Annotated in this window: 23 protein-coding genes; 22 read left to right on the forward strand and 1 reads right to left on the reverse strand. The window is 57.1% G+C overall.

Features of this window, described 5'->3' with window-relative positions:
• Positions 1–161 precede the first annotated feature (161 nt).
• The 21 genes from ACS4RR_RS20955 to ACS4RR_RS21055 all read left to right on the forward strand — a co-directional run bounded on the left by ACS4RR_RS20955 (position 162) and on the right by ACS4RR_RS21055 (position 18,281).
• The gene (locus ACS4RR_RS20955) at positions 162–749 is read left to right on the forward strand and encodes a DUF1441 family protein (protein WP_456189295.1); all 588 of its coding nucleotides are present in this window, start codon (positions 162–164) and stop codon (positions 747–749) included.
• Positions 750–751: 2 nt separating this feature from the next.
• Positions 752–2,851, forward strand: coding sequence for a terminase gpA endonuclease subunit (locus tag ACS4RR_RS20960; RefSeq protein ID WP_456189296.1), 2,100 nt, complete (start codon positions 752–754; stop codon positions 2,849–2,851).
• Positions 2,852–2,866: 15 nt separating this feature from the next.
• Positions 2,867–3,115, forward strand: a complete 249-nt coding sequence (locus ACS4RR_RS20965; protein ID WP_456189297.1) for a hypothetical protein — start codon at positions 2,867–2,869, stop codon at positions 3,113–3,115.
• The gene (locus tag ACS4RR_RS20970) at positions 3,115–4,710 is read left to right on the forward strand and encodes a phage portal protein (RefSeq protein ID WP_456189298.1); all 1,596 of its coding nucleotides are present in this window, start codon (positions 3,115–3,117) and stop codon (positions 4,708–4,710) included. The genes ACS4RR_RS20965 and ACS4RR_RS20970 overlap by 1 nt, the downstream gene beginning before the upstream one ends.
• 4 nt (positions 4,711–4,714) lie before the next feature.
• Positions 4,715–4,975, forward strand: coding sequence for a hypothetical protein (locus ACS4RR_RS20975; RefSeq protein ID WP_456189299.1), 261 nt, complete (start codon positions 4,715–4,717; stop codon positions 4,973–4,975).
• A 133-nt stretch (positions 4,976–5,108) separates the two neighbouring features.
• The gene (locus ACS4RR_RS20980; protein ID WP_456189300.1) at positions 5,109–5,342 is read left to right on the forward strand and encodes a hypothetical protein; all 234 of its coding nucleotides are present in this window, start codon (positions 5,109–5,111) and stop codon (positions 5,340–5,342) included.
• A gap of 137 nt (positions 5,343–5,479) precedes the next feature.
• Positions 5,480–6,577 carry an HK97 family phage prohead protease gene (locus ACS4RR_RS20985; protein ID WP_456189301.1) on the forward strand — a complete coding sequence of 366 codons (1,098 nt, stop codon included), beginning with the start codon at positions 5,480–5,482 and terminating at the stop codon, positions 6,575–6,577.
• 24 nt (positions 6,578–6,601) lie between these two features.
• Positions 6,602–6,979, forward strand: coding sequence for a head decoration protein (locus ACS4RR_RS20990; RefSeq protein ID WP_456189302.1), 378 nt, complete (start codon positions 6,602–6,604; stop codon positions 6,977–6,979).
• A gap of 33 nt (positions 6,980–7,012) precedes the next feature.
• Complete coding sequence (locus ACS4RR_RS20995) at positions 7,013–8,044, forward strand: major capsid protein (RefSeq protein WP_456189303.1); 1,032 nt, start codon at positions 7,013–7,015, stop codon at positions 8,042–8,044.
• Between the two features lie 93 nt (positions 8,045–8,137).
• Positions 8,138–8,509, forward strand: coding sequence for a hypothetical protein (locus ACS4RR_RS21000; RefSeq protein WP_456189304.1), 372 nt, complete (start codon positions 8,138–8,140; stop codon positions 8,507–8,509).
• Between the two features lie 4 nt (positions 8,510–8,513).
• Positions 8,514–9,383: a glycine-rich domain-containing protein gene (locus ACS4RR_RS21005; protein ID WP_456189305.1), complete on the forward strand. Its 870-nt coding sequence runs from the start codon at positions 8,514–8,516 to the stop codon at positions 9,381–9,383.
• A 60-nt stretch (positions 9,384–9,443) separates the two neighbouring features.
• Positions 9,444–9,806, forward strand: a complete 363-nt coding sequence (locus tag ACS4RR_RS21010) for a hypothetical protein (protein WP_456189306.1) — start codon at positions 9,444–9,446, stop codon at positions 9,804–9,806.
• Positions 9,793–10,266 (forward strand): hypothetical protein, encoded by a 474-nt coding sequence (locus ACS4RR_RS21015; RefSeq protein WP_456189307.1) that lies wholly within the window; start codon positions 9,793–9,795, stop codon positions 10,264–10,266. Before ACS4RR_RS21010 ends, ACS4RR_RS21015 begins: the two co-directional genes overlap by 14 nt.
• A gap of 19 nt (positions 10,267–10,285) precedes the next feature.
• Positions 10,286–11,089, forward strand: coding sequence for a hypothetical protein (locus tag ACS4RR_RS21020; RefSeq protein ID WP_456189308.1), 804 nt, complete (start codon positions 10,286–10,288; stop codon positions 11,087–11,089).
• A 57-nt stretch (positions 11,090–11,146) separates the two neighbouring features.
• On the forward strand, positions 11,147–11,722 hold the full coding sequence (locus tag ACS4RR_RS21025) for a hypothetical protein (RefSeq protein WP_456189309.1): 576 nt from the start codon (positions 11,147–11,149) through the stop codon (positions 11,720–11,722).
• A 229-nt stretch (positions 11,723–11,951) separates the two neighbouring features.
• Positions 11,952–14,429: a hypothetical protein gene (locus ACS4RR_RS21030; protein WP_456189310.1), complete on the forward strand. Its 2,478-nt coding sequence runs from the start codon at positions 11,952–11,954 to the stop codon at positions 14,427–14,429.
• Between the two features lie 10 nt (positions 14,430–14,439).
• Positions 14,440–14,982, forward strand: coding sequence for a hypothetical protein (locus tag ACS4RR_RS21035; RefSeq protein WP_456189311.1), 543 nt, complete (start codon positions 14,440–14,442; stop codon positions 14,980–14,982).
• A complete protein-coding gene (locus ACS4RR_RS21040) occupies positions 14,982–16,697 on the forward strand; it encodes a hypothetical protein (RefSeq protein ID WP_456189312.1) in 1,716 nt (571 codons plus the stop codon). The genes ACS4RR_RS21035 and ACS4RR_RS21040 overlap by 1 nt, the downstream gene beginning before the upstream one ends.
• A gap of 169 nt (positions 16,698–16,866) precedes the next feature.
• A complete protein-coding gene (locus ACS4RR_RS21045) occupies positions 16,867–17,067 on the forward strand; it encodes a hypothetical protein (protein ID WP_456189313.1) in 201 nt (66 codons plus the stop codon).
• Between the two features lie 291 nt (positions 17,068–17,358).
• Entirely contained in the window at positions 17,359–17,487 is a 129-nt protein-coding gene (locus tag ACS4RR_RS21050; protein ID WP_456189314.1) for a hypothetical protein, read from the forward strand.
• A 269-nt stretch (positions 17,488–17,756) separates the two neighbouring features.
• Entirely contained in the window at positions 17,757–18,281 is a 525-nt protein-coding gene (locus ACS4RR_RS21055) for a hypothetical protein (RefSeq protein WP_456189315.1), read from the forward strand.
• Between the two features lie 2 nt (positions 18,282–18,283).
• Here ACS4RR_RS21055 and ACS4RR_RS21060 read toward each other — a convergent pair whose 3' ends face one another.
• On the reverse strand, positions 18,284–18,970 hold the full coding sequence (locus tag ACS4RR_RS21060) for a hypothetical protein (RefSeq protein ID WP_456189316.1): 687 nt from the start codon (positions 18,968–18,970) through the stop codon (positions 18,284–18,286).
• A gap of 83 nt (positions 18,971–19,053) precedes the next feature.
• Here ACS4RR_RS21060 and ACS4RR_RS21065 point away from each other — a divergent pair, with 83 nt between their 5' ends.
• Positions 19,054–19,344, forward strand: coding sequence for a hypothetical protein (locus ACS4RR_RS21065; RefSeq protein WP_456189317.1), 291 nt, complete (start codon positions 19,054–19,056; stop codon positions 19,342–19,344).
• Positions 19,345–19,392: the final 48 nt, after the last annotated feature.

Here is a 19,392-nt window from a genome sequence, read left to right on the forward strand (position 1 = left end):
CCAGATGACAGCATGCGGTGGATTGGAGGCCGCATATGGTCTCTGTTTTGCAAATTTTTAAAACCAGTTCAGCAGCAGCACCTCATCCACGACCGGCGTCGAATTGAATCTTGCAACCGCATAAACGCTAATATTTCCAGTGGTTTTGTTGGAAATATTAGATGCCGAAGGTCCAAAGAGAACGCGACCCCCTGCTGAATTCTTCGCCTAAATCCTCCGGGGGTTCAGCACCCCCGTCGGAAATCATGCCGGATCGCCATGTCTCCTTATCCCAGTTGTCAACATTGCTGGGTCGTGATCGGAACACCATTGCACGCTGGCCGGACAAAGGTTGTCCGTTCATCCAACGCGCCGATAAGGATTCGAACATCCCATGGATTTTCGATGTCGCCGCTGTGGTGAAGTGGCTCGAAGATCAGGCCACAGACAAAGCTCTGGCGAAATACGAGAGCGCCGAAGGGAACGCAACAGAAGCTGACGGTAAGCGCCGGAAGGCCGTCGCCGCAGGTATCCGCGAAGAGATCGCACTCCTCAAAGACTTAAAGGCTGTCGTTCCGGTCGACTACGTTCTGACCTCGATTTCGAAGGACTACGCCGAGATCAAATCCATCATCATGAAAATCCCTGATATCATCGCTGCTAACGTCGACTCCGCAATTGCCGCTCACGTTCGACGTGTGGCCGACAAGCAAATCCGAGACGTCATGAACACCTTGCAGGTCAAGATCACCGCCAGCGACGAGGAGTAACCATGCTCCTGCCTCGGTCTCTCGAAGATATCGACATTGAGGGTGTCAGCATACCGGCCGATCTGCTCGCGGCGAGCATCGATGCGTTCAATCGGTACCGCATGAATACCCGAAACGAGGTCCTCAAAATCCCGGAATTCATGCCTCCGGAGCTGTGGGTCAGCTCGAACATCCGGCTGAAGGCTGGGATGTCTCAGCGAGAGGGATGGTTGGAGTTCACGGGCTATCAACGTGCCATGGCTCACGCCTTCATGAACGAGGATTGCTCCGACATCACGGCGCTCAAAGGCACCCGCGTTGGCTGGTCGCTGTTCGTTGCCGCCATGACGGCATATTTCGTCGCCTACCTTGGTGAAGCCGTCACGGTTGCGCAGCCTACCGAGCAGGACGCCGAGGAATATTACAAGGAAGTCATCGAGCCGATGATCGATTGCTGCCAGGCTTTGAAGGAACAGCTTCTGCCTGGCGCGTGGTATCTCCTGCAATTCAAGAACGGTGGATCGATCAGGCTGGTGGGAGCCGCGTCAGACGACAGCTTCCGTCGCTACGGCTCAAAGAGGATGATCGGTGACGAATACTCGGGTGACGGCTGGGCTCCGAAGCGCGGATCGCAGGGCGACAAGGCGGCCCTCTTCAAGGAACGCGGCAACGAATACTGGCATTCCACGACAGCGATGGGTTCGTCACCACTCAGCAAGGAGGACTGCCGGACCTTTGCACGGTGGGAGAAGTCCGACGCTCGATATCCTTACGTAGTTTGCCCCCATTGCGAGCGACAGCAGGTCATGGAGTGGGGCGACGCCGACAGCGCATTCGGCTTTAAATGGAAGTGCGATGAGGCAACCGGGTTTGTCGACGAGGCCTGGTACCAGTGCGTCAGCGGTTGCAAAATCACCGAGAACAACAAGCAGGCGCTGGACGCCTCGCTGGAATATATTCCGACATCGGTACCGACGACGCCGGGGCATTATGGGTTTCACATCCCGCAATGGCTGTCTTTCGCGGGAAAGGCAAACTGGAAGAACCTCGCCCAGCGTTTCCTGAGCGCCCAAGGCAATCCAGAGGACTTAAAGACTTTCACCAATAACGTGCGAGCGTGGGTCTGGGACGAATATACGACGAGCGCGATGGATGCCAAGACGGTGTCCAGCCTCCTCAAAGCCTACCCTGCCGAGGTGCCAGATGACGTGGTCGTTCTAACGGCGGGCGGAGATACTCAGGACAATAAAGAGGGCACCACCCTCGAACGGCAGGCCTCCCGTGAAGTGTCCGTCGTCGGCTGGAACGCCCTGGGCCAGTTCCGTGTCATCGGCCATTGGACGATCCTTGGCGAGCCTGGTGATCCGGAAGCCGACAAGCAGCTGCGTGAACTCCTCAATCGGCCATTCTACAAGCGTGATGGATCGAAATGGTTCGTCCAGGCGTCGGCCCACGACTTCGGTGGTCAGGGCTACGCTGACGCCGTTCGAATGTTCTGCAACAGCTTCATGCCATCGAGAAACGTCTGGGCGATCAAGGGCAACGCTCACCGCAAGGACTTCGTCTGGCCGAAGTCTCGTTCGAAATCCACGTCCGGCACGACCTATTACACCATCGATTCTCACAACGCCCGTGACGACGTCTTCAAGCTAATGCAGCTCGTCGGCGATAAGGAGCCGTTTGTGCCGTCATCCCTCAGCTCCGCCTACCTCGACAAGCTGATGTGTCAGGAGCGCATCCGGAAAGACGGTCGCTGGCATTGGCGTGACAAGAAGGGACATCGGGCCGAGGAAGAATGGATGTGTTTGGCTTACGCCTATGCCGCACTCGTCGGACTCAAAACCAGCTACAAAAAGTGGCGCTCCTTGAATCTTGCAGCTGAAAGCCTTCGAGTACCAGCTATCAGCTTCGATCCTCAGACCGGTGAGTTGGATTACGACGGTGTCGACAAGTCAGCCGTGGCAAAGATCGAAGTGACAGTTGCTCCAGTCGCTCAGGCGAAGGCACAGCCTCGTTTGCCTCTGGAACAAAAGGTGGACATAGCGCCAGCGCAGCCGAGGGCGGCCGCACCAGCTGGTGGCGACCAGATGAGGAAGCGTCGACGAGGCGGGATTATCCGCTGACGACGGGAGGAGTATATGAAGCTTTTTAGAACGTGGTCTCGAACGCAGATCGTCGACGCGATCCAGCTCCTGGAGACCAGTCTCGCCAATGGCGTGCAGTCGTCTTCAACTCAGGAACAAGGCTCGATCCAGTTCAGCTCTCCCGATAACGGCTTCCGTATCCTCCGCTCGCTCTATGCCCGGCTCGACGAATTCGACGGCAAGCCTGCTGAAAAGAACGGCCCACGCATGATCAAGCAGCGAATTTCGGGAGGCACGTTCTAATGGCCACCCGTAAGACAATTACCCTCACCAAAAGCGCCCTCACATCGTCGACGGCTCCTGCACCTCCTGCACCGGTCGCAACCCAGGTTGTCACCACGCAAACGACCACGAGGCGTCCAGCCCGTCGTAGCCGCATTCGCTCTGCCATCAAAACCGTCTTCGATTTCTTCCGGGCCGACGGTCGCACCTACTATCAGGCAGCTGCAGCCAACCCCCGCCTTCGTATTCCCATGGACATGGGCCCGAACTCAAACAACGATGAGATCGCAGTCATCCGGGCTCGCAGCCGGTATGCCAAGGCCAACCACGCCTTCTTCAAGCAAGGCATCCGCCAGCTCGCCAATAACACCGTCGGCTACGGTATCCGTCCGATCATTGTCGACAACGACCTGGAGAAGGTCTGGGATCAGTGGGTGAACGAAGCCGATGCTCGCGGTCACTTTAGTTTCTATGGCCTTCAGTGGCATGCCGTCGAAGCCCTTGCGACGGATGGCGAAGTCCTGTTCCGTATGCGGCCCCGTCAGGCTAGCGATGATATGCAGTCCGGTGTCCCGCTCCAGCTTCAGATCATGGAAGCCGACCACCTGCCGCTCGGATGGACCCGGCAGGAAGCCAACGGCAACTACACTCTCGACGGTGTCGAACGTAACGCCATTGACCGGATCACTCGCTATTGGCTTTACCCGCGCCACCCCTCCGATTTTCGGGGAATGGTGAACGCGTTGCAGCCGGTGCCGATTGACGCTGCCGATATCTGTCACATGTTTCTGCCCGAACGCCCGACGTCCGAACGCGGCATCCCATGGGGCGCTGCCGCCCTCAACAAGCTTGAGTTCCTCGAAGAGTACCATGTCGGCGAAGTCGCGAAGAAAGCGATCCAGTCGAAGATCACCACCTTCTACACCCGCCCGATAAATGAAGAAGGTGGGTTCGCGGGAAATGAGGACGACGAACTCGACTTCGTGAACCCGGAGATCGGCTCGGCCGTTGAAGTCCCGGAAGGCTACAAGGCTGAGTTCGCGCAGATGCCGACGACCGATAGCAACTGGGACGGTTTCAACCGGACGATCCTGTCAGAGATCGCCGTCTGTCTCGGTCTTTGCTACGAGCTGATCACGCTCGATTTCCAGAACATCAACGACCGGGCCTATCGGGCAATGATGTTGCAGGTTGGTAAGTTCCTCGACAGCATCATCTACCATCTCGTCGTTCAGTGCTTTGCAAAGGTTTGGCGTCGGTTCCTTGTCTCCGCCGTCGATGCAGGCGCATGGAAGGTTCCTGCTGGAAAATCGATCAACGACTTCATGTACCCTGAATGGATGCCGCCGCCCCGTGGTCACGTTCACCCGGTCCAGGAGATCGAAGCACTCGTCGAAGCCGTAAAAGCTGGCATCCTATCTCATCAGCAGGCAACAGCCGAGATGGGTCTCAACAGCCTGGAGATCGACCTTCAGAACAAGGAGAGCTTCGACCGCTCGAAGGCGATGGGTCTCTTCTATTCCGTCTTCGATGGCTGGGCAGAGAAGCAGCAGGCGGCCATGGCTCCCGCAGCTGCCGCTAATGATAATCCATCAACAGATGCCGGGGGGGGATAACGTAATGCCGCTATCGAGAGACTTCGTCGACGCCCTCACCATTGCGGTTCGCGGCGGCATCTGGACGCCGCAGCCGGAAGACGAAGAAGCTCTCAGAGCGATGGCAGGAATGCCGGGGATATCCCAGGCAACCAAGGATTACTGGGACAGCCAGTCCGGTGTCCGCGCTCCGATCACTCTCGCGAAGGCAGACGGCAGTTCACCGTCTTCTCCGTTCGCGGCACCGGGTTTCGAAGAAAGTCCGGAACAGCAGGCGGGTGAATAATTCATTTTATTCGGTCGGTTACGCGAAATGTCAACATTATGCAGGCCGCTCAATAGGTTAGCCCTCCATTTTTCTGCTTGCGTCAACGAAATTTGCAGGTCACCATACCTTCATCGAAACCGAGACTACCCCTATGAAAGTGCCTGCCAAAGCTAAATTGACCCGTTCGGACCGTGACATTCAGAGAGCATTTGATCGCTTCTTTGCCAATCTAGACAAGCAAGCTGACGCCGACAAGGCTAATGAAGAAGAAGCTCGTCTAGCGAACGCGGAGGCTCGCACGAGGCGAGCTATCGAACGCCAGTGCCGCAAAAAGTATTATCGAAAAAAAATATATCGCACTAGGCATGTGGCCGCTGCCGCCTGAAGGCACACCCCTCTATTCATAATACCGAGCCCGGCATTGTCCGGGCTTTTTCATGTCGATTATTTTTTCGGCGTTACCATCAGATCTTGCAGCCGCCGTCGCCAGGCTGATCTCGATACTCTTCTTCGAGACAGTAAATGACTGCACCGCAATCCCAACAGACCGGCTATCCGCTGATCAAGCGCTCGCTTGATGGCATGCCGTCGACCGTGGATAAGGCTACGCGTTCCTTCGAAATTGTCATTGCGACCGACGCTCCAAATCGAATTTGGATTCCGGACCCGCGCATCTCCGACTTCGAGAACGAGGACTGCAGCTTCATCGAGGTCGATGAGGTTCTAGTTATAGGCGGAATGGATTTCAGCCGAACACGCGGCATGCCGCTACTGGACAACCACGACACATTTTCAGGCCTCCGGGCTCAGATCGGCCGCGTCGACAATGTTCGGATCGATGGTCAGATGGTTCGCGGCACCGGGGTCCTGGCGAACAAGAACGCCGATCTCATCACCGATATCCAAGAAGGTTTCTTCAGCCAAGTCTCTGCGGGCTACTGCCACCTTGAGACCGAACTGGTGGAGCGAGCCGATCAGGTTCCCCTCCTGCTGGTCCATCGTTGGACCCTTCACGAAGCCAGCCTCGTCCCCGTCGGTGCCGACCCGAATGCCTACGTCCGCAATCAACAGCGGACATTTCCCCATCCGACCACCCGCGTCAGGGCACTGGAAACAACCCCTCAGGAGAACAAAACCATGGACCTAGAAGAACTCGTAACCGCCGCCGAGGACGCTGAGACGGCAGCTGCTGCTGCAGCCCAGGCCGTCGTTGACGCGAAGGACGAAGGCGCTTCCGAAGAAGTCGTCGAACGCGCCAAGGCCATCCGCGCCAAGCGTGCTGAAGGCGACACGCCGGAAAAGAAGGATGACACGACCGCTGCCGCTGCAGCCGACGATGACGATGCGCCGGACACGGAGGAAGAGAAGAAGGAAGTCGAAGAAGTCCGTGGCTACGCCCGCGAGCTTGGCCTCTCTCAGATCGTCACCGACGGACTGAAGATGAGGTCGTCGGCCAAGGCGATCCGCAAGGCAGTTCGCAAAGCTTACTTCGCTCGCTCGGCCGCTGTCGAAGTTCCAGTTGTCGCTGCGAAACGTGGCGCTGATGCTCCCGCGACCCTCGACACCGTTCAAATTTATCAGCGCGAAAACAGCCGCTTCCGTGGTGCGAAACGCGCTTAACCCCAACAAGACCAGGAGACCACTATGATCTACACCGCTCCCCGTCCGGCCTTCGCCTTCCTGCTCTCTGAGGGCAATGGCGAGATTTCCCGTGACGAACTTACCCTCAAGACCAGCGCAACGGTCTATGCCGTCGGAACGCTTGTCATGAGCGAAATCGCTGCGGGTGCCGCGACCGGCAAGTTCGTCCGCGTAACGCAGACGCTTGTCGACACCGACACCGGCCACATCGCCGACTACGCAATCGTTTCGGAAGAGACCGACGCAACGGCAGCGGACGCTCTCGCTCCGGTCATCTCGTGGCTCGCCACGGTGAAGAGCCGTGAGCTGGTTCTCGACGCATCCATCACCCCGAGCGAGGCCGCAGCGCTGCTGAAGAAGCAGTTCGTCCGCATTCGTTAATAGAACAAACCGGGAACACCACAGGAGATTCCGATGAACGTTTTGAATATCAAGAACCCCTACGATCGCGTCGAGCTTACGACCGCAGTTAACTTGGCGGAGTACATCCCGCACGAGCTGGAGCAGTGGCTTCCGTGGAACGCTGAGGGCGTAACGACCCGTTCCGTCTTCATCGAAGTCGAAGCTGATGGTTCGCTCAGCATCCTCGACGAAGCCAACCCGAAGTCCGGCAAGAAGGGCTACGTCGATAACGACGCCCGTAACGGCTTCACCGTTCGCATCCCATACTACCCGCAATACGACGCGCTGATCGCTGAAGCGACCCAGGGCGTTCGTGCATTCGGTTCCGCAAACGAGGCGCAGTCCTACCTGATCGAGCTTTCCAAGAAAGTCGAGAAGATGAAGAACCGCAACGCCCTGACTCGCGAGTTCATCCGCGCTGGCGCACTGCAGGGCATTATCTACAAGAAGGACGGTTCGGTTTCACAGAACCTGCACACCCTTGCAGGAACGACCGCACTGACCGCTGGCATCGACCTGACCGATCCCGCAACCGACGTTATCGGTGACCTCATCGACGCCGTCGAACTCGTTGAAGACAAGCTCGGCGCATACCAGGGTCTCGCAACCAGCTACATGCTGATCGCGGGCAAAAACATCCACAAGAAGTTCGCCCGTCACAAGTCGGTTCAGGAAGCCTTCAAGCTCTGGTCTGCAACCGGTGCCGTCGGCAACCAGGGCTCGGCCGCTCGTGATGACGTTCGTGCTGGCTTCCCGATCACGACCAACGTCAACCTGGTCAGCTACTCGAAGGGCAAGATCGGCAGCACCTACTTCTTGGACCCGGACAAGGCTCTACTCTGCCCGGTGATCAGCGGCCTCTACCAGACGCGTTACGCACCTGGCACCGGCAAGGACGTCGTCAACACCATCGGTATCCCGGAATACTCGAAGATCGAGACCCTGCCGTTCGATAAAGGCGACGAACTCGAAATGGAAATGGCTGTCGTTTCCTACCTTGAGCGTCCGGAAGCCATCTGCCAGATCACCGACTCTGGAGACTAACAGCTTTCGGCCGTTGATTTTATCCGGCCGGAACCGCCCATCGCCAGGCTCCCTAACTCGGCGATGGGCACCCCTTCTTAAAGTGAGGTCACCATGCTCGACAAAGGCGTCGTCAAACTAGCCGTCTCAGATTCACCGAACGCCGACACCGTCCAGGCACCGCCGCTCGACAGCAATCGTCTGTTCACTTTCGACATCGCATCCGGCGACGATCCGCATGAGCACACGCTCAGCGATCGGACCGAGTTCGTGACCATCACAGCCACGTTCACATCGACCGATGCGCTGCCGTATGTCCAGGTTCTGCGAGGCACCACCGGCACGAAGAAGCGCATCCTTGAGCGCGACTATGCTTTCAGCGTGGTCAAGGTCATCGACAACGATGACGTCGCCTCAAACCCTCGCAAGCTAACCTTCGATCCCCCTGCTTCCGGCAGCGCTCACATCGAAATCCTGGAGGCATGACCTCATGATGATCCCGTACCCTTCTCCTCGCAGGTCCTTTGGCGGCGGACTGTCCGGCCCCGCCTACATCACCCGTCAAAACCTGCCTATCGGCGACGAGGGTGCCACCCACCTCACCTGGACCGAGAGCGCGATCACCTCCAAAGAAGCCCTCTATGCCCTGGTCACCGTCATCGATCCCACGATCCCTTTGTCAGCCGTCCACTACGACTGGCTGACCGTCGGCTCCGGCGGTGGTGGTGGTTCTGGCAGCGGCGCGACCGGTGGCCTGGGTGCGGCTGTTCAGGTGCGATCTGGCAAGCTCATCGATGTCGCCGATGGTGACATCGCAATCGACATCGCTCAAGGCGGCGCAGCTGGGATGAATGGCTTCTACACTTCCATCACCGCATCTGACGACTTTGAAATCTCTGGAGCCCAAGGCGGTAATTCCGGCTTCGGTGGTTCAACCGCTCGCGCTGAGACGCAGCAGCTTTGGTTATTCGGACATGGCAGCTACATCGATTTCGCCGATCCTACACTGACGACTAATGATTGGGGTGCTCCGTCATCCAAACATGGCCCCGGCTGCGGTGGGCGGCTTCAGGCTAGCGACGAAACCTGGACCAGCGGTGCATTCGGCCTCTCTCAACTGGGCGGAAACGGATGCAACGCGGACCCTTGGATGATCGGCGGCGGCTTTAACGGCGGCCCCGGCTTCGATGCCGACAACTCGATCTTTCTTTCCTGTGGCGGAGGCGGCTCGTCAAATCCCTCCGGCGCTGGCGGCAATGGCGGTCTCGGCGGCGGAGGCGGTGGCGCAGGTAGCACTGCTGGCGGCGTCGGCGGAAACGGCTTGTCTCGGCTGCGCCTCTGGATCGAGAGCATCTCATAATCAACTTTGGAAGCTAAGGTGGCTTAGCTTCCGTTCAGCATCAGAAAGCCAGGAAATACGATGGTTTCGAAACTCTTCGCACACAGCTCCAGAGTGCAATTCCGGGTCTTCCGCGAAGACGGCGGAGCGCTGTGGCTGCGCGAAGGGCAGAGCCAGCCGGATTATCTGGACTGTCATTTCATCGAGAATTGGATCGACGTCGACGCTGACGGCATCCAGATGTCTAATGCGACGGCCAAAGCCACCTTCCAGGTCACCGATGTCCTGGCTGTCGATCCGACCCGTACCGGCCAGTTATTCAGGAATGACGGCCGCGACAAAATTACGATTGGCGGCAAAACCTTCACCATCGGATCTTGCAGCCAGGACAGTCATGGTTGGATCAACGTAGGTTTGATCGGTCCAATTGATGGCAGCAGCTGAACATATTCGCACGCAGGTCCGCAAGGGCGTTAAGGCGCACCTGTCGGCCGCTGTCGGCGACGTGCATGTGCATTACGCCAGCCGTGAGAACCGTAAGTTCCAGCCTGATAATTTCCCGCTCGCGCTCATTGCCGTAACCGAAAGTCCTCGCCCATCCTCGGAGCCGCCCGGTGGACGCATCGTCGACCATGATGTGCTTGTTAATCTCAAGGTGTCCGAGCGGACTGCTTTCGACGATCTCGAAGATCGGATCGACGCCATGTGCCTGCGAGTGGAAATCGCAATGGCAAGTCCCGGCGACCTTGGTTTTGGGAAATATTCGAACTGGAAGATCGGAGCTACATCCCCACCGTTCGAAGAAGCTATGGGCGATGAGACGGTCGTGTGGAGCGTCGTCATCCCTATCACCTTCACCGTCTCCACCTTGGACACCGATCCCGGCCGGAACATCAACCCCTAGATTTTATTGGAGGAACAAAATGGCAACATCGCCAATCAAACAGCTTACCACCGGCCAGCGCATCATGGGCGGTATCGTCGTATTCAAACCCGCCGGGTCGGACAAATTCGTCAAATTCGGACCTGTTGGCGACGTGACTTTCACGCCAACTCTGACTGAGATCGACAGCCGCTCTGACGAGTCCGGCACATCGCAGCTGATCGGATCGTGGGTGACCCAGTCCGACGCGGTGCTGAATATCGCAAACATTCAGATGTGGACCGACATCCTCTACGACGCCCAATTCCTGACCGAGAAATTCTACCTTACGCAGGCAGCAGTTCCGGCAACTACGCTCACCGTTGAAGATGTTGCTGTTGGCGACGTTATCATCGTCCCAGGTATCAAGCCGACGATCACTTCGATCACCGACGGCGCAGCTGAAGACCCGGTCACCTATACAGAGGACGCAACAGGCTTCGGTAACGGCGACTACATCTACCAGCAGGCTCGCGGCATCGTGGAATTTATCAAAATTCCAGCCGGAGCCGGAGCCGACGCGGTCGTAACTTACGCGCAGGCCGCGATCACCGAAGCCGACAAGATCGTTCGTCGGCAGATCATGAGCACGGCAGGCGTCCGTGGAGAAGTTCGTATTCTGGGCGTTGTCGACGGCGGCCTGCCCGGTGCACCGGTCGACTACATCTTCCCGGACGTTCAGCTTCGGCCAAACGGCGACACCACGCTTAAGGGCGTCGATGCTCAGAACATTGGCTCACTCACGGGCAAGGTCTTCAACACCGGCGGCGTCGGCTACGGCTTCATCCAGCCTGTTGCCAGCTAATCCAAAGTTGGTGGCCTCGATCTCGGGGTCACCCCTCAATTATTAGGGAGAAACTGAATGTCTGAATCTAAACTCGAACTTGTCGACAACGCGGCGTTCCTATCCGCCGACGACTTCCTTGCAGCGATCCTTCCGCCGACAGAGGTCTTCGAAATCGAAGTCAAAGGCGAAATCAAGAAAATCAAAATCCGTGGTGCGAACGCCTTCGATCTCTTCAAGTTGGTCAAGCGATTCCCCAAGGCACGCGCTCTCATACACAACGTTGCCGACATCATGTTCGGCAGTGACCGCGATGCTGAAGACGTGATGAAGGCCTTCAACTCTAGGACCATCGTCGACATCCTTATCGATATTGGTGATGACGCCGCTGCTGCGCTGGGCGCGATCTATTGTGGTCATGGCGGCGACCTGCCTTTCGAGAAGGGTTTGATGGCCGGTCGCAATGACGTCCTCCTTGGCATCCTCAATGTCGGCATGACCGCAACATTTGGAGGTAAGTCGCCGATGGATTTTTTTACCGGCGTACTTATCGAGTTCGAGAAAATGGGAATTCGAAGGGGCGGCGAACCGAAGAGGAAGCTCGCCATCAAGGCAAATCGCCAAGCGAAAGTGACCTCAGCGAAGGCCGCGTGATCCCGAACTTCGGCGGCCTGGCTGAGCTGTTCCGCAGCTATCAGCTTTATCGGTCGTTGACGGGACAGGAGGGGTGGGACCTCACGCCGAGAGAGCTGGGCATACGGCTGGCGGCTCTGGAGGACGTCAGGGAGCGACAGCGAGAAGACCTATACCGAGCGGTGTCTGCGTCAGTCGCTCGTGCCTTTGGAGACGAGGACGCCGAGAAGATTTTGATTTGAGATAGCGAATGGCAACAGGCACGATCACACGGACTATCGGAACCACGTTCACAATCTCGGGCATTCAGTCCGCGATTGCCTCGTTGCGCCGCGTCGCTACGTCGTTCACCGGCAATCTGCAGGCGATGAGGGCCGCTGCCGCTCGGTACCTTGCGCCGATCATTGCTGGCCTGAATAAGATCGCCGCATTCTCCTTCAAGAAACTGCAACAGGCTGCCTCGCTCGCCTTCAAGGGGATAGCAGCCGGTGCCGTCCTGGCATCCCTGAAGATCAAAGCCATAGCCGCCGCAGCTCTCGAAAGCTCGAAGGGCATAGCGGAGCTGATGAACCAGATATCGAAGGACAGTCGACGGCTCGGCATTTCCACTCGTGATCTAAGTGCTCTTCGATTTGGCTTCGAAAAGCAGGGCGTCGAGCCTGACGAGGTGCTCCAATCGCTTTCCGATATCGGAAATGAGTTCAAAGCGATCCGTCAGCAGATCGATGCCGCCGACCTTGCTTATAGCAAGACGAAGAGCTGGAACCTTCAGAAGGTATTGTCCTTCCGCAATCCGCAATCGATCACCGAGGCGCTCACCTCGAATGCTGACGCGGCACCGAATTCATTCTCCGGCATCGCCGACCAGCAGGCACTCATCCGTAAGCGGATCGAGATGTCGGCTCCAGGTGAGAACAAGTTGCGCCTCGACCTCGTCGAACAATACAAAGCCTTGGAAACTGCTCGTACTCAGCTGATCCAGGGACTGGGGCAGCAGGGTCAGGCCCTGTTCTCGTTGCAGGACTACGGGCTTGATTTCGACAAAGCGGTCCAAGGTGGCGTCGAGGGCCTAACCGCTTTGTCTGAAGCCTTCCGTCAAGTACAGGACCCGGCGCTCAAGCTCCGTATCTCCATGCAGCTATTCGGGGAAGATGCGGGCGCGAAGATGGTTACCGTCCTTGAGTCCGGACGTGAAGGTATCGAGAGCTACCGCAAGGAAGTCCAGCGTCTTGGCGGGGACGTTACCGATGCCGACGCGAAACTTGGTTCAGACTACAACGACAGCCTGCTGCAAACGAAGCTCGCGGTGCGGGGTGTTCGCCTTGAGCTGGCCCGTGGCCTCCTGCCCCTCTTGATCGAGAGCCAGACCCAGCTGCAGGAATGGCTGGTGAAAAACCGGACTTGGATTGCTGAGACTATGAAGGCTGCGTTCGTCGAGACGCGTGACCTCTTCTACGACATCATCGATCTCTTCCATGGCAAGCAGAACGACTTCCGTAATTCCTGGGTGAACGCTGCCGCTCCGGCCCTGATCTTCATCGGCACTTGGATTGGTAGGATTCAAAACCAGGTCGGCAAGATTTTCAGTGGCAAGGATAGCGACTGGACCTGGCTCAATCTCGCCCGTGACGGGCTGGTGTCAACATATAAGCTGATCAAAGACATCTGGACCGTTGCCTTCGGCGGCAAGGCCGCGACATTCCCGTGGGTCGAGAACATGGTGGCCCAGATCAAGTGGGTCTACTCCGCCGTCCTCAGTCTACCTGAGCAGATCAAGACGGCCTGGAACGGTGGTGACAGCGACTGGGGTTGGCTGAACACGATCCGCGACGGTCTGCTCTACGTGCGCGATCTCGCGGTCGACGTCTGGTCAGTCCTGACCGGTGGCGATGCCCAGCGGTTTGGCTTCTTGAATGGTTGGCGTGATCAGATCGTCGATTTCGCGAACAAAGCTAAGGCTGCATTCGACATCGTCGCGAGCGGGTTCGAGAAAATTCACGCCGTTGCGCAGAAGTTCTTCGGTCTGTTCGGCGGCGATGCAACGACTATCGCCCTGGTTGGCATCTTCACCAAAATCGCCATCGCAATCACCGGGATCGGCACTGCGGCTCGGGGTGCTTGGTGGCTAGTTAAGACGCTCCTTGGCCTTGGTGGATTGGCGGCTGCTGGAACTGCGGCAACTACCGCCGCTGCCGGAGCCGCTGGAGCAGCCGGTGCCGCAGTCGCGGGTGGTGGTCTTGTTGCCACGCTCGCCAGCGTCGGCACCCTTGTCCTTGGACTTATCCGTAGCTTCGGCGTGCTCGGTGCTGTCGTCACTGGTGTCGTTATCGCGGGCAAGTACGCGCTCGATTACTCCGAAAAGTCCGGCGACAACGTCATTCAGAAACAGCTTGAGCTGATGCGCTTCCAAGCCGACCGTCAGGTACAGGCTCGTGAAGATTGGAAGATCATGCACCCGGTCGCCAAACCCTTTGAAGGGTCTTTCATGGGGGAGAAGCTTCTGACCCGCGATCAGCTGAACGAGCTGTCAGCTGTACAGAACACGAGTGCTGAAGCGGGTGCGGTCCGAAGCGCTGGGATCGTCGCAGATTATGCCCGAAACAATCAGCGCGTGACGGAGCGGATCGCACTCGATCTCAACCTTGGCGGTAAGACCGTGTCCGCGACCATCGACCGAGACAATGCGGACATGCTTCGCGACATCAACCGCAACCTGCGGACCTACTGAGGAGATCGACATGTACCCTGGCTCTCCCTCTAAGATCGCCTGCTCCGCAATGCCGCTCGGTTGGCAGTCCGGCACGGATATGACTGCGAACATCAGCTTGATCGATGACGCCGCTGACATGCGACGCAGCTGGAATGGTCGCATTCGTAACTTCGCTGATCCGTCCTTCCGCTTGTACCGTGTCGAGCTGTCATCCGGTGACGGAGAATATATGACCCCGGCACTTACTCGACTGATGCCCGGCGACGAGTTCAGCTTGACCATCGATGCCGACTTCGAAGACTTCATTGCGACCGGAGGAACCACGCGGACCCTTACCCGCGATCCTTACGCCGGTTCGATCAAGGCTAAGAACCTGGGTTGGAACGATATTCCGTTCAGCATTGCCGGTCGTGTCGTCACATTATCGTCAGCTGCCGCAACACCGGTTCGCATTTCTTATCGCCCGGTGCTGCAGGTCGCTGTGACAGAGCCGGTGAAGTGGTCGGAACGGGCTACGGATCGCAAGGTATCCTGGTCTCTGACCGTCGAGGAAATTGGGAGCGACAGCTGATGCTCTATCTCGCTTTCCTTGACGCTTACGATCAGGCCTTCGACCCGGTGGCTCACAAGACCAACGCCTTTTTCTGCCTCGACGGATCGCTTGAGGAACGCGAGGAAGGCGACGTCATCGTACCGTCTTTCAGCGTGACCATTCAGAACCCCGGCATCGCCTGGTTAGCTTCCCAGCCGTCGCGGTATGCCGTGTTTTCCGAACAAGGTGAGGATGACGTAGAGCCGGTCGAACTGGCACGCGGCCGCCTTTCAACGCTTCCGGTCGAGCTTGCCGGAGATGATTGCCAGGTCGAATTTACCTGCGTTCCTCCTGACGAAGATGACGTCCTGAAAGCCGCTGCCGACGCCCTTCGTATCGGGGAAGTCGATTACGATCCGGATGCTGACCAAGAAGACCGAGAGGCTGCCGAGGTCTACGACCCGCTGTTCTACTCCCCCGAGGCAGATGACGATCCAAGCAACGTCCTGGCCGCGACGATGGATGTCTGGCGCTGGAACCGGCTCACGCTGGCTCCTGAGCGCGTCCATTTGAACAACGGAGCTGTCCAGCACGTCATCGCGGATGCTACGGCGGGAACTCACAAGTCCGCTCGAATGTCGATTCGAAATCCGCCAAAGGCATTGTCCCGCGTCCGTCTGATCAGCAACTGGACACAGGCAACTTCCGGCGATCAACCAACGGAGTTCCTGGGAACCCGCGAGATCGACACCTACAATTATCAGTCGTTCATCGACGGACTGCCGAAGCCCGGCACGGCTATCGGTTCGTCCACCGGCTGGACGATTGCAGCCGCTGAAATTAAAGGTGAAGAGGACTTACTGCCCCAGACTTTCGGGCACGCCTTTCCGTCCATCTGGGGAGCGACCGAGCAACAAGTCACGATGCAGGCTAAGCGCCTGACAATCGGTATGCGTGCTCATTACGAATACAGCCAAGAGCGCGAGGAAATCCTCGACCTGTATATGTCTGCCGGGGTCCAGCCGGTGCTCGACGACGACAAGACCGAGACCGTCGACCAGATCACGCTGTCGTCGCTGACGCTCGATGTGAGCACGCCGGAGTGGCTCTACGAAGACCCGGAAACGCTGGAAATCATACATTACCTTGTCGGAGACAAGGTTCAGGCGAATGGCTTGGTTTGGCTCTGCACGTTCGAACATGACGCGACCGAGACATTCACGGCGAACCTCTTCGACGATGAGACCGGCGAAGTTGCCCAGAACCTTTGGATCAAGACGGTGAAACAATCGGCTCTCGACGCCGTGTCTCCGCGTTTCTTCGATACCGCTCGTGGAAAGCGGGCTGTCCGTCATGGCTTGCGCCGCCTCAATCGTATTGTCCAGCGCCGAGCCCGGGCCGCCGAAGTCAGTTTCGAGGTTGAATGGAAAGTCGGCCGGTTCATTACCTGCACCGACGAATGTCTAGTCGAATACCGACGTTGGCCGGGTGGTGAACTGATCGGCAAAGTCATCGGCGTCCAGCTTAAGATCGAGGGATCGAAACGGTCAGCCATTATCACGCTCGGCGTTTCCATCGGTACCGGCGTCGCGCCCGATTATACCGGTGACGGTATCGAACGGACCGATGATATCGCTTACGATATGACCGCGCCCGCCGTGAACGCACCTGTGAACACGTCGACGCTAGACAGCCAGGCCCCTCGATCCTTGTCGTCGAGAACGACGCCGATGCCCAGAACGGCGCTGCCTTGACCGCAGCCTCTTTTGGGGGAAATCCAATCATCGCAATAGAGGCGATCCCGACCAAGCTCAGGGTTTACTTCGAACCATTGCGACAGGAAGACCTGATCACGCGCAGGATTTCAGCCCACACGCAGCCGATCTTTGTCCGCAAGGGCATCGACCTATCGCCGGAGACGCCATGACCTCGACCGTATCAGCTTTGAAACAACTTATTGGACATCAGGCGCGTAAAGAGCTGGTGTCGCGGCCGCGCATCCGGACGTCGACGATCAGCAGAGAACGCCACGATCAAGAACAGGAGCTGGTCATCGGCGGCGGCAGCGATATTAGCTACGCTGTGATTCAGACGTCGGTTGATTACACGCCGCCTGACGACTAAACGAATCACTAGTGCTGACTCTGTCAACGGAATCGTTCAGTTTGACTAAACTTTCTCGGATTTTTCCAAAAATCGGCATCTGATTCCTGTGGAATTGAGCGTAAATACCCTACTTTTTCCACAGCATATCCACAGGCACACATCGTTTTTATGTATCGAAAGCGCTGCAATATCAAGCGCTTGTGAGGGGTTCCCTTGGGGCGGATATTTAACCTTCACCAAAAACAGGGTCTTGCAGATTCATCTCGACCCTGCCTTACTGTTCAGGCCGACAAACGAAAGGAGATCACTATGATCCTCAAGGTTTGGCTGGCAGCAGCGTTCCTGACGGTAGCGGCATATTACGTCGTTCACGCCTGGGGCGAAATCAGAGAAGCCGTGGCGATTGCTCGTCACGGCTCTGATGAAGCAAAACCGTAACAGCGGTGCTGCCAAGGGGATCGGTGTTACAGCACCGGTCCCTACAGGTTCTGTAAGGACACCTTGAAATTTTCAATGAGTCTCGTCAAGGGAAAAATCCCTTGACAATGATTCGCGATACGCTGCAGTCCCCGGAAACCAGAAAGAATCACAAAAGAATCGCGATTCTTTCACAGACTTGAAAGTCAATACGCTTAGCGGGGGATCGAGCAAATCGCCGCTCCCATAGTTTCAGTTCCATGCTAGGTTGTCTTAACGCCGGGGACCCCATGCTGAAAACCATTGCCAAGCTCTTTTCCAAGAAGCCTCCAAAACCTGCTATACCTTCGATGTCTCCTGAGGACCAGGCGGCTTTCGACAAAGGTCGCGAGATATCGCAGGCGCAGATCGCAGAGATCGAACACTACATCGGTTGGCGCTTCGAACAAATCCGTACCGGATACTTGGGCGTCATCCAAAAGCAACTCGACAGCGCTCGCCAGCAGGACGAACATTCCCCACTCTTGGTGGCAAGGGTCGAATACTCGCTTTACATGGACCACGTTAAACAGGCCCAGGCGCAGTTGAAGACCGAGGTCTATCAGCATTTCTACGAATGGGCCGACCTCAACCGTGAGATGGGTGTTGAGGACCTGATCGAAAAATGGCTGGACCAGACGCTCTCCGACAAGTTCACAGACCTGACCTTTGCTGGACTCAAAGTTATGACCGATAACGCAGATATCCTGAAGACCGCCGACGACAACTGGCGTTGGAAATTCCCGGACCTCGCGGCAGCCCAGCCGCTCGATTAATTCTACTGCGCCGATGATCTGTCCTGCTTCTTTTCGAGTGCCTTGAACAGCACCGTCGCTGGACCCGCATCATGAAATTGAAAGATGTACATCTCGTCGCGCTGAATACCCCATAGCGTTCGCAAAAGTTCCCGGTTCAGCGCCGTATCCCGACGATCCATGTCAGCGCCTTTGCCGTCGCTCAACTGCCAGGTGAGCGTGCGCAGCATTCTATAGATCACATCAAACTCGTATAAGAATGGAAACCGGAAGGTCAAACCGAAGTGAACGCCGTCTGTTCCATATTGCTCCGATGCATCCTGGCTGATGACCAGCGCCCCGCTACGGAGCTTGCCGTAAAAAAGCTTGTAGTGTCGACCAGTGGTGCCTGGCAGAGAATAACCTGACCAGTGGTCAGCCAGCCTGACGTCACTTTCAATCACGCGCCAAGAGCCGCCACCGTATGAAAGTCGGTCGTTCAATAGACGACCGACAGTAGCCGAGCGGTCAAATATCTTTCGATCTGCTTCCGTGATGTGCCTGCAGTCCATCGCCTCCAGGCTGACGGGCTGCTTGTGGACTTCAGGATGATCGACCGGATCGGGGAATGCATCATCAAAATCTTCCGATAGCCGGATCGCTTCTCGATGCTCCTCGATCTCTTCCAGCAGTGTTTGTCGAGCCGACTTCGTTTTCTTTTTCCAGAACATCTTTCCCCTCCCCAGACGCTCGAATCTTGCAGCGCCGTGTGCGCTGATACCTTCAGCATATACAACGTTGACGAGACCTCTGCATGGCCATCGATGAAAACTTCCTGATGACGGAAATCCTTAAATTGAACACCGCCGTCGCCGGAATTTCGGGCAAGATCGATGGCTTTCTCCAGTCGCAAAATGGCATGCAGACCGAGATCAACGGACTTAAGACACGCGTCAGTTCCACAGAGACTGACATTGTCAATATTAAGATCACACACTCGACCATCCGCAACAGGGTGTTGGGAGCATCGGCCGTCGTCTCCGCCGCAATGGGCGTCTTCATGACATTCGGCTGGCCGATCCTGCAAAAAAAGTTCGGATTATAAATCGAGGCGGGCTCTGATGTTGTCAACAAAACAGCATTTAACCCATTG

Source organism: Rhizobium zaerense (assembly GCF_051810725.1).
Taxonomy (GTDB): domain Bacteria; phylum Pseudomonadota; class Alphaproteobacteria; order Rhizobiales; family Rhizobiaceae; genus Rhizobium; species Rhizobium leguminosarum_I.

What these genes read in the sequence shown, in the direction of transcription:
- ACS4RR_RS20965 (WP_456189297.1), top strand. Translation starts at nt 2,867, where the DNA reads ATGAAGCTTTTTAGAACGTGGTCTCGAACGCAGATCGTCGACGCGATC.
- ACS4RR_RS21040 (WP_456189312.1), top strand. Translation starts at nt 14,982, where the DNA reads ATGCTCTATCTCGCTTTCCTTGACGCTTACGATCAGGCCTTCGACCCG.
- ACS4RR_RS21015 (WP_456189307.1), top strand. Translation starts at nt 9,793, where the DNA reads ATGGCAGCAGCTGAACATATTCGCACGCAGGTCCGCAAGGGCGTTAAG.
- ACS4RR_RS21000 (WP_456189304.1), top strand. Translation starts at nt 8,138, where the DNA reads ATGCTCGACAAAGGCGTCGTCAAACTAGCCGTCTCAGATTCACCGAAC.
- ACS4RR_RS21055 (WP_456189315.1), top strand. Translation starts at nt 17,757, where the DNA reads ATGCTGAAAACCATTGCCAAGCTCTTTTCCAAGAAGCCTCCAAAACCT.
- ACS4RR_RS21010 (WP_456189306.1), top strand. Translation starts at nt 9,444, where the DNA reads ATGGTTTCGAAACTCTTCGCACACAGCTCCAGAGTGCAATTCCGGGTC.
- ACS4RR_RS21065 (WP_456189317.1), top strand. Translation starts at nt 19,054, where the DNA reads ATGGCCATCGATGAAAACTTCCTGATGACGGAAATCCTTAAATTGAAC.
- ACS4RR_RS20995 (WP_456189303.1), top strand. Translation starts at nt 7,013, where the DNA reads ATGAACGTTTTGAATATCAAGAACCCCTACGATCGCGTCGAGCTTACG.
- ACS4RR_RS21060 (WP_456189316.1), bottom strand. Translation starts at nt 18,970, where the DNA reads ATGTTCTGGAAAAAGAAAACGAAGTCGGCTCGACAAACACTGCTGGAA.
- ACS4RR_RS20955 (WP_456189295.1), top strand. Translation starts at nt 162, where the DNA reads ATGCCGAAGGTCCAAAGAGAACGCGACCCCCTGCTGAATTCTTCGCCT.
- ACS4RR_RS20980 (WP_456189300.1), top strand. Translation starts at nt 5,109, where the DNA reads ATGAAAGTGCCTGCCAAAGCTAAATTGACCCGTTCGGACCGTGACATT.
- ACS4RR_RS20990 (WP_456189302.1), top strand. Translation starts at nt 6,602, where the DNA reads ATGATCTACACCGCTCCCCGTCCGGCCTTCGCCTTCCTGCTCTCTGAG.
- ACS4RR_RS21025 (WP_456189309.1), top strand. Translation starts at nt 11,147, where the DNA reads ATGTCTGAATCTAAACTCGAACTTGTCGACAACGCGGCGTTCCTATCC.
- ACS4RR_RS21035 (WP_456189311.1), top strand. Translation starts at nt 14,440, where the DNA reads ATGTACCCTGGCTCTCCCTCTAAGATCGCCTGCTCCGCAATGCCGCTC.
- ACS4RR_RS21020 (WP_456189308.1), top strand. Translation starts at nt 10,286, where the DNA reads ATGGCAACATCGCCAATCAAACAGCTTACCACCGGCCAGCGCATCATG.
- ACS4RR_RS20975 (WP_456189299.1), top strand. Translation starts at nt 4,715, where the DNA reads ATGCCGCTATCGAGAGACTTCGTCGACGCCCTCACCATTGCGGTTCGC.
- ACS4RR_RS20985 (WP_456189301.1), top strand. Translation starts at nt 5,480, where the DNA reads ATGACTGCACCGCAATCCCAACAGACCGGCTATCCGCTGATCAAGCGC.
- ACS4RR_RS21030 (WP_456189310.1), top strand. Translation starts at nt 11,952, where the DNA reads ATGGCAACAGGCACGATCACACGGACTATCGGAACCACGTTCACAATC.
- ACS4RR_RS20970 (WP_456189298.1), top strand. Translation starts at nt 3,115, where the DNA reads ATGGCCACCCGTAAGACAATTACCCTCACCAAAAGCGCCCTCACATCG.
- ACS4RR_RS21045 (WP_456189313.1), top strand. Translation starts at nt 16,867, where the DNA reads ATGACCTCGACCGTATCAGCTTTGAAACAACTTATTGGACATCAGGCG.
- ACS4RR_RS21005 (WP_456189305.1), top strand. Translation starts at nt 8,514, where the DNA reads ATGATGATCCCGTACCCTTCTCCTCGCAGGTCCTTTGGCGGCGGACTG.
- ACS4RR_RS21050 (WP_456189314.1), top strand. Translation starts at nt 17,359, where the DNA reads ATGATCCTCAAGGTTTGGCTGGCAGCAGCGTTCCTGACGGTAGCGGCA.
- ACS4RR_RS20960 (WP_456189296.1), top strand. Translation starts at nt 752, where the DNA reads ATGCTCCTGCCTCGGTCTCTCGAAGATATCGACATTGAGGGTGTCAGC.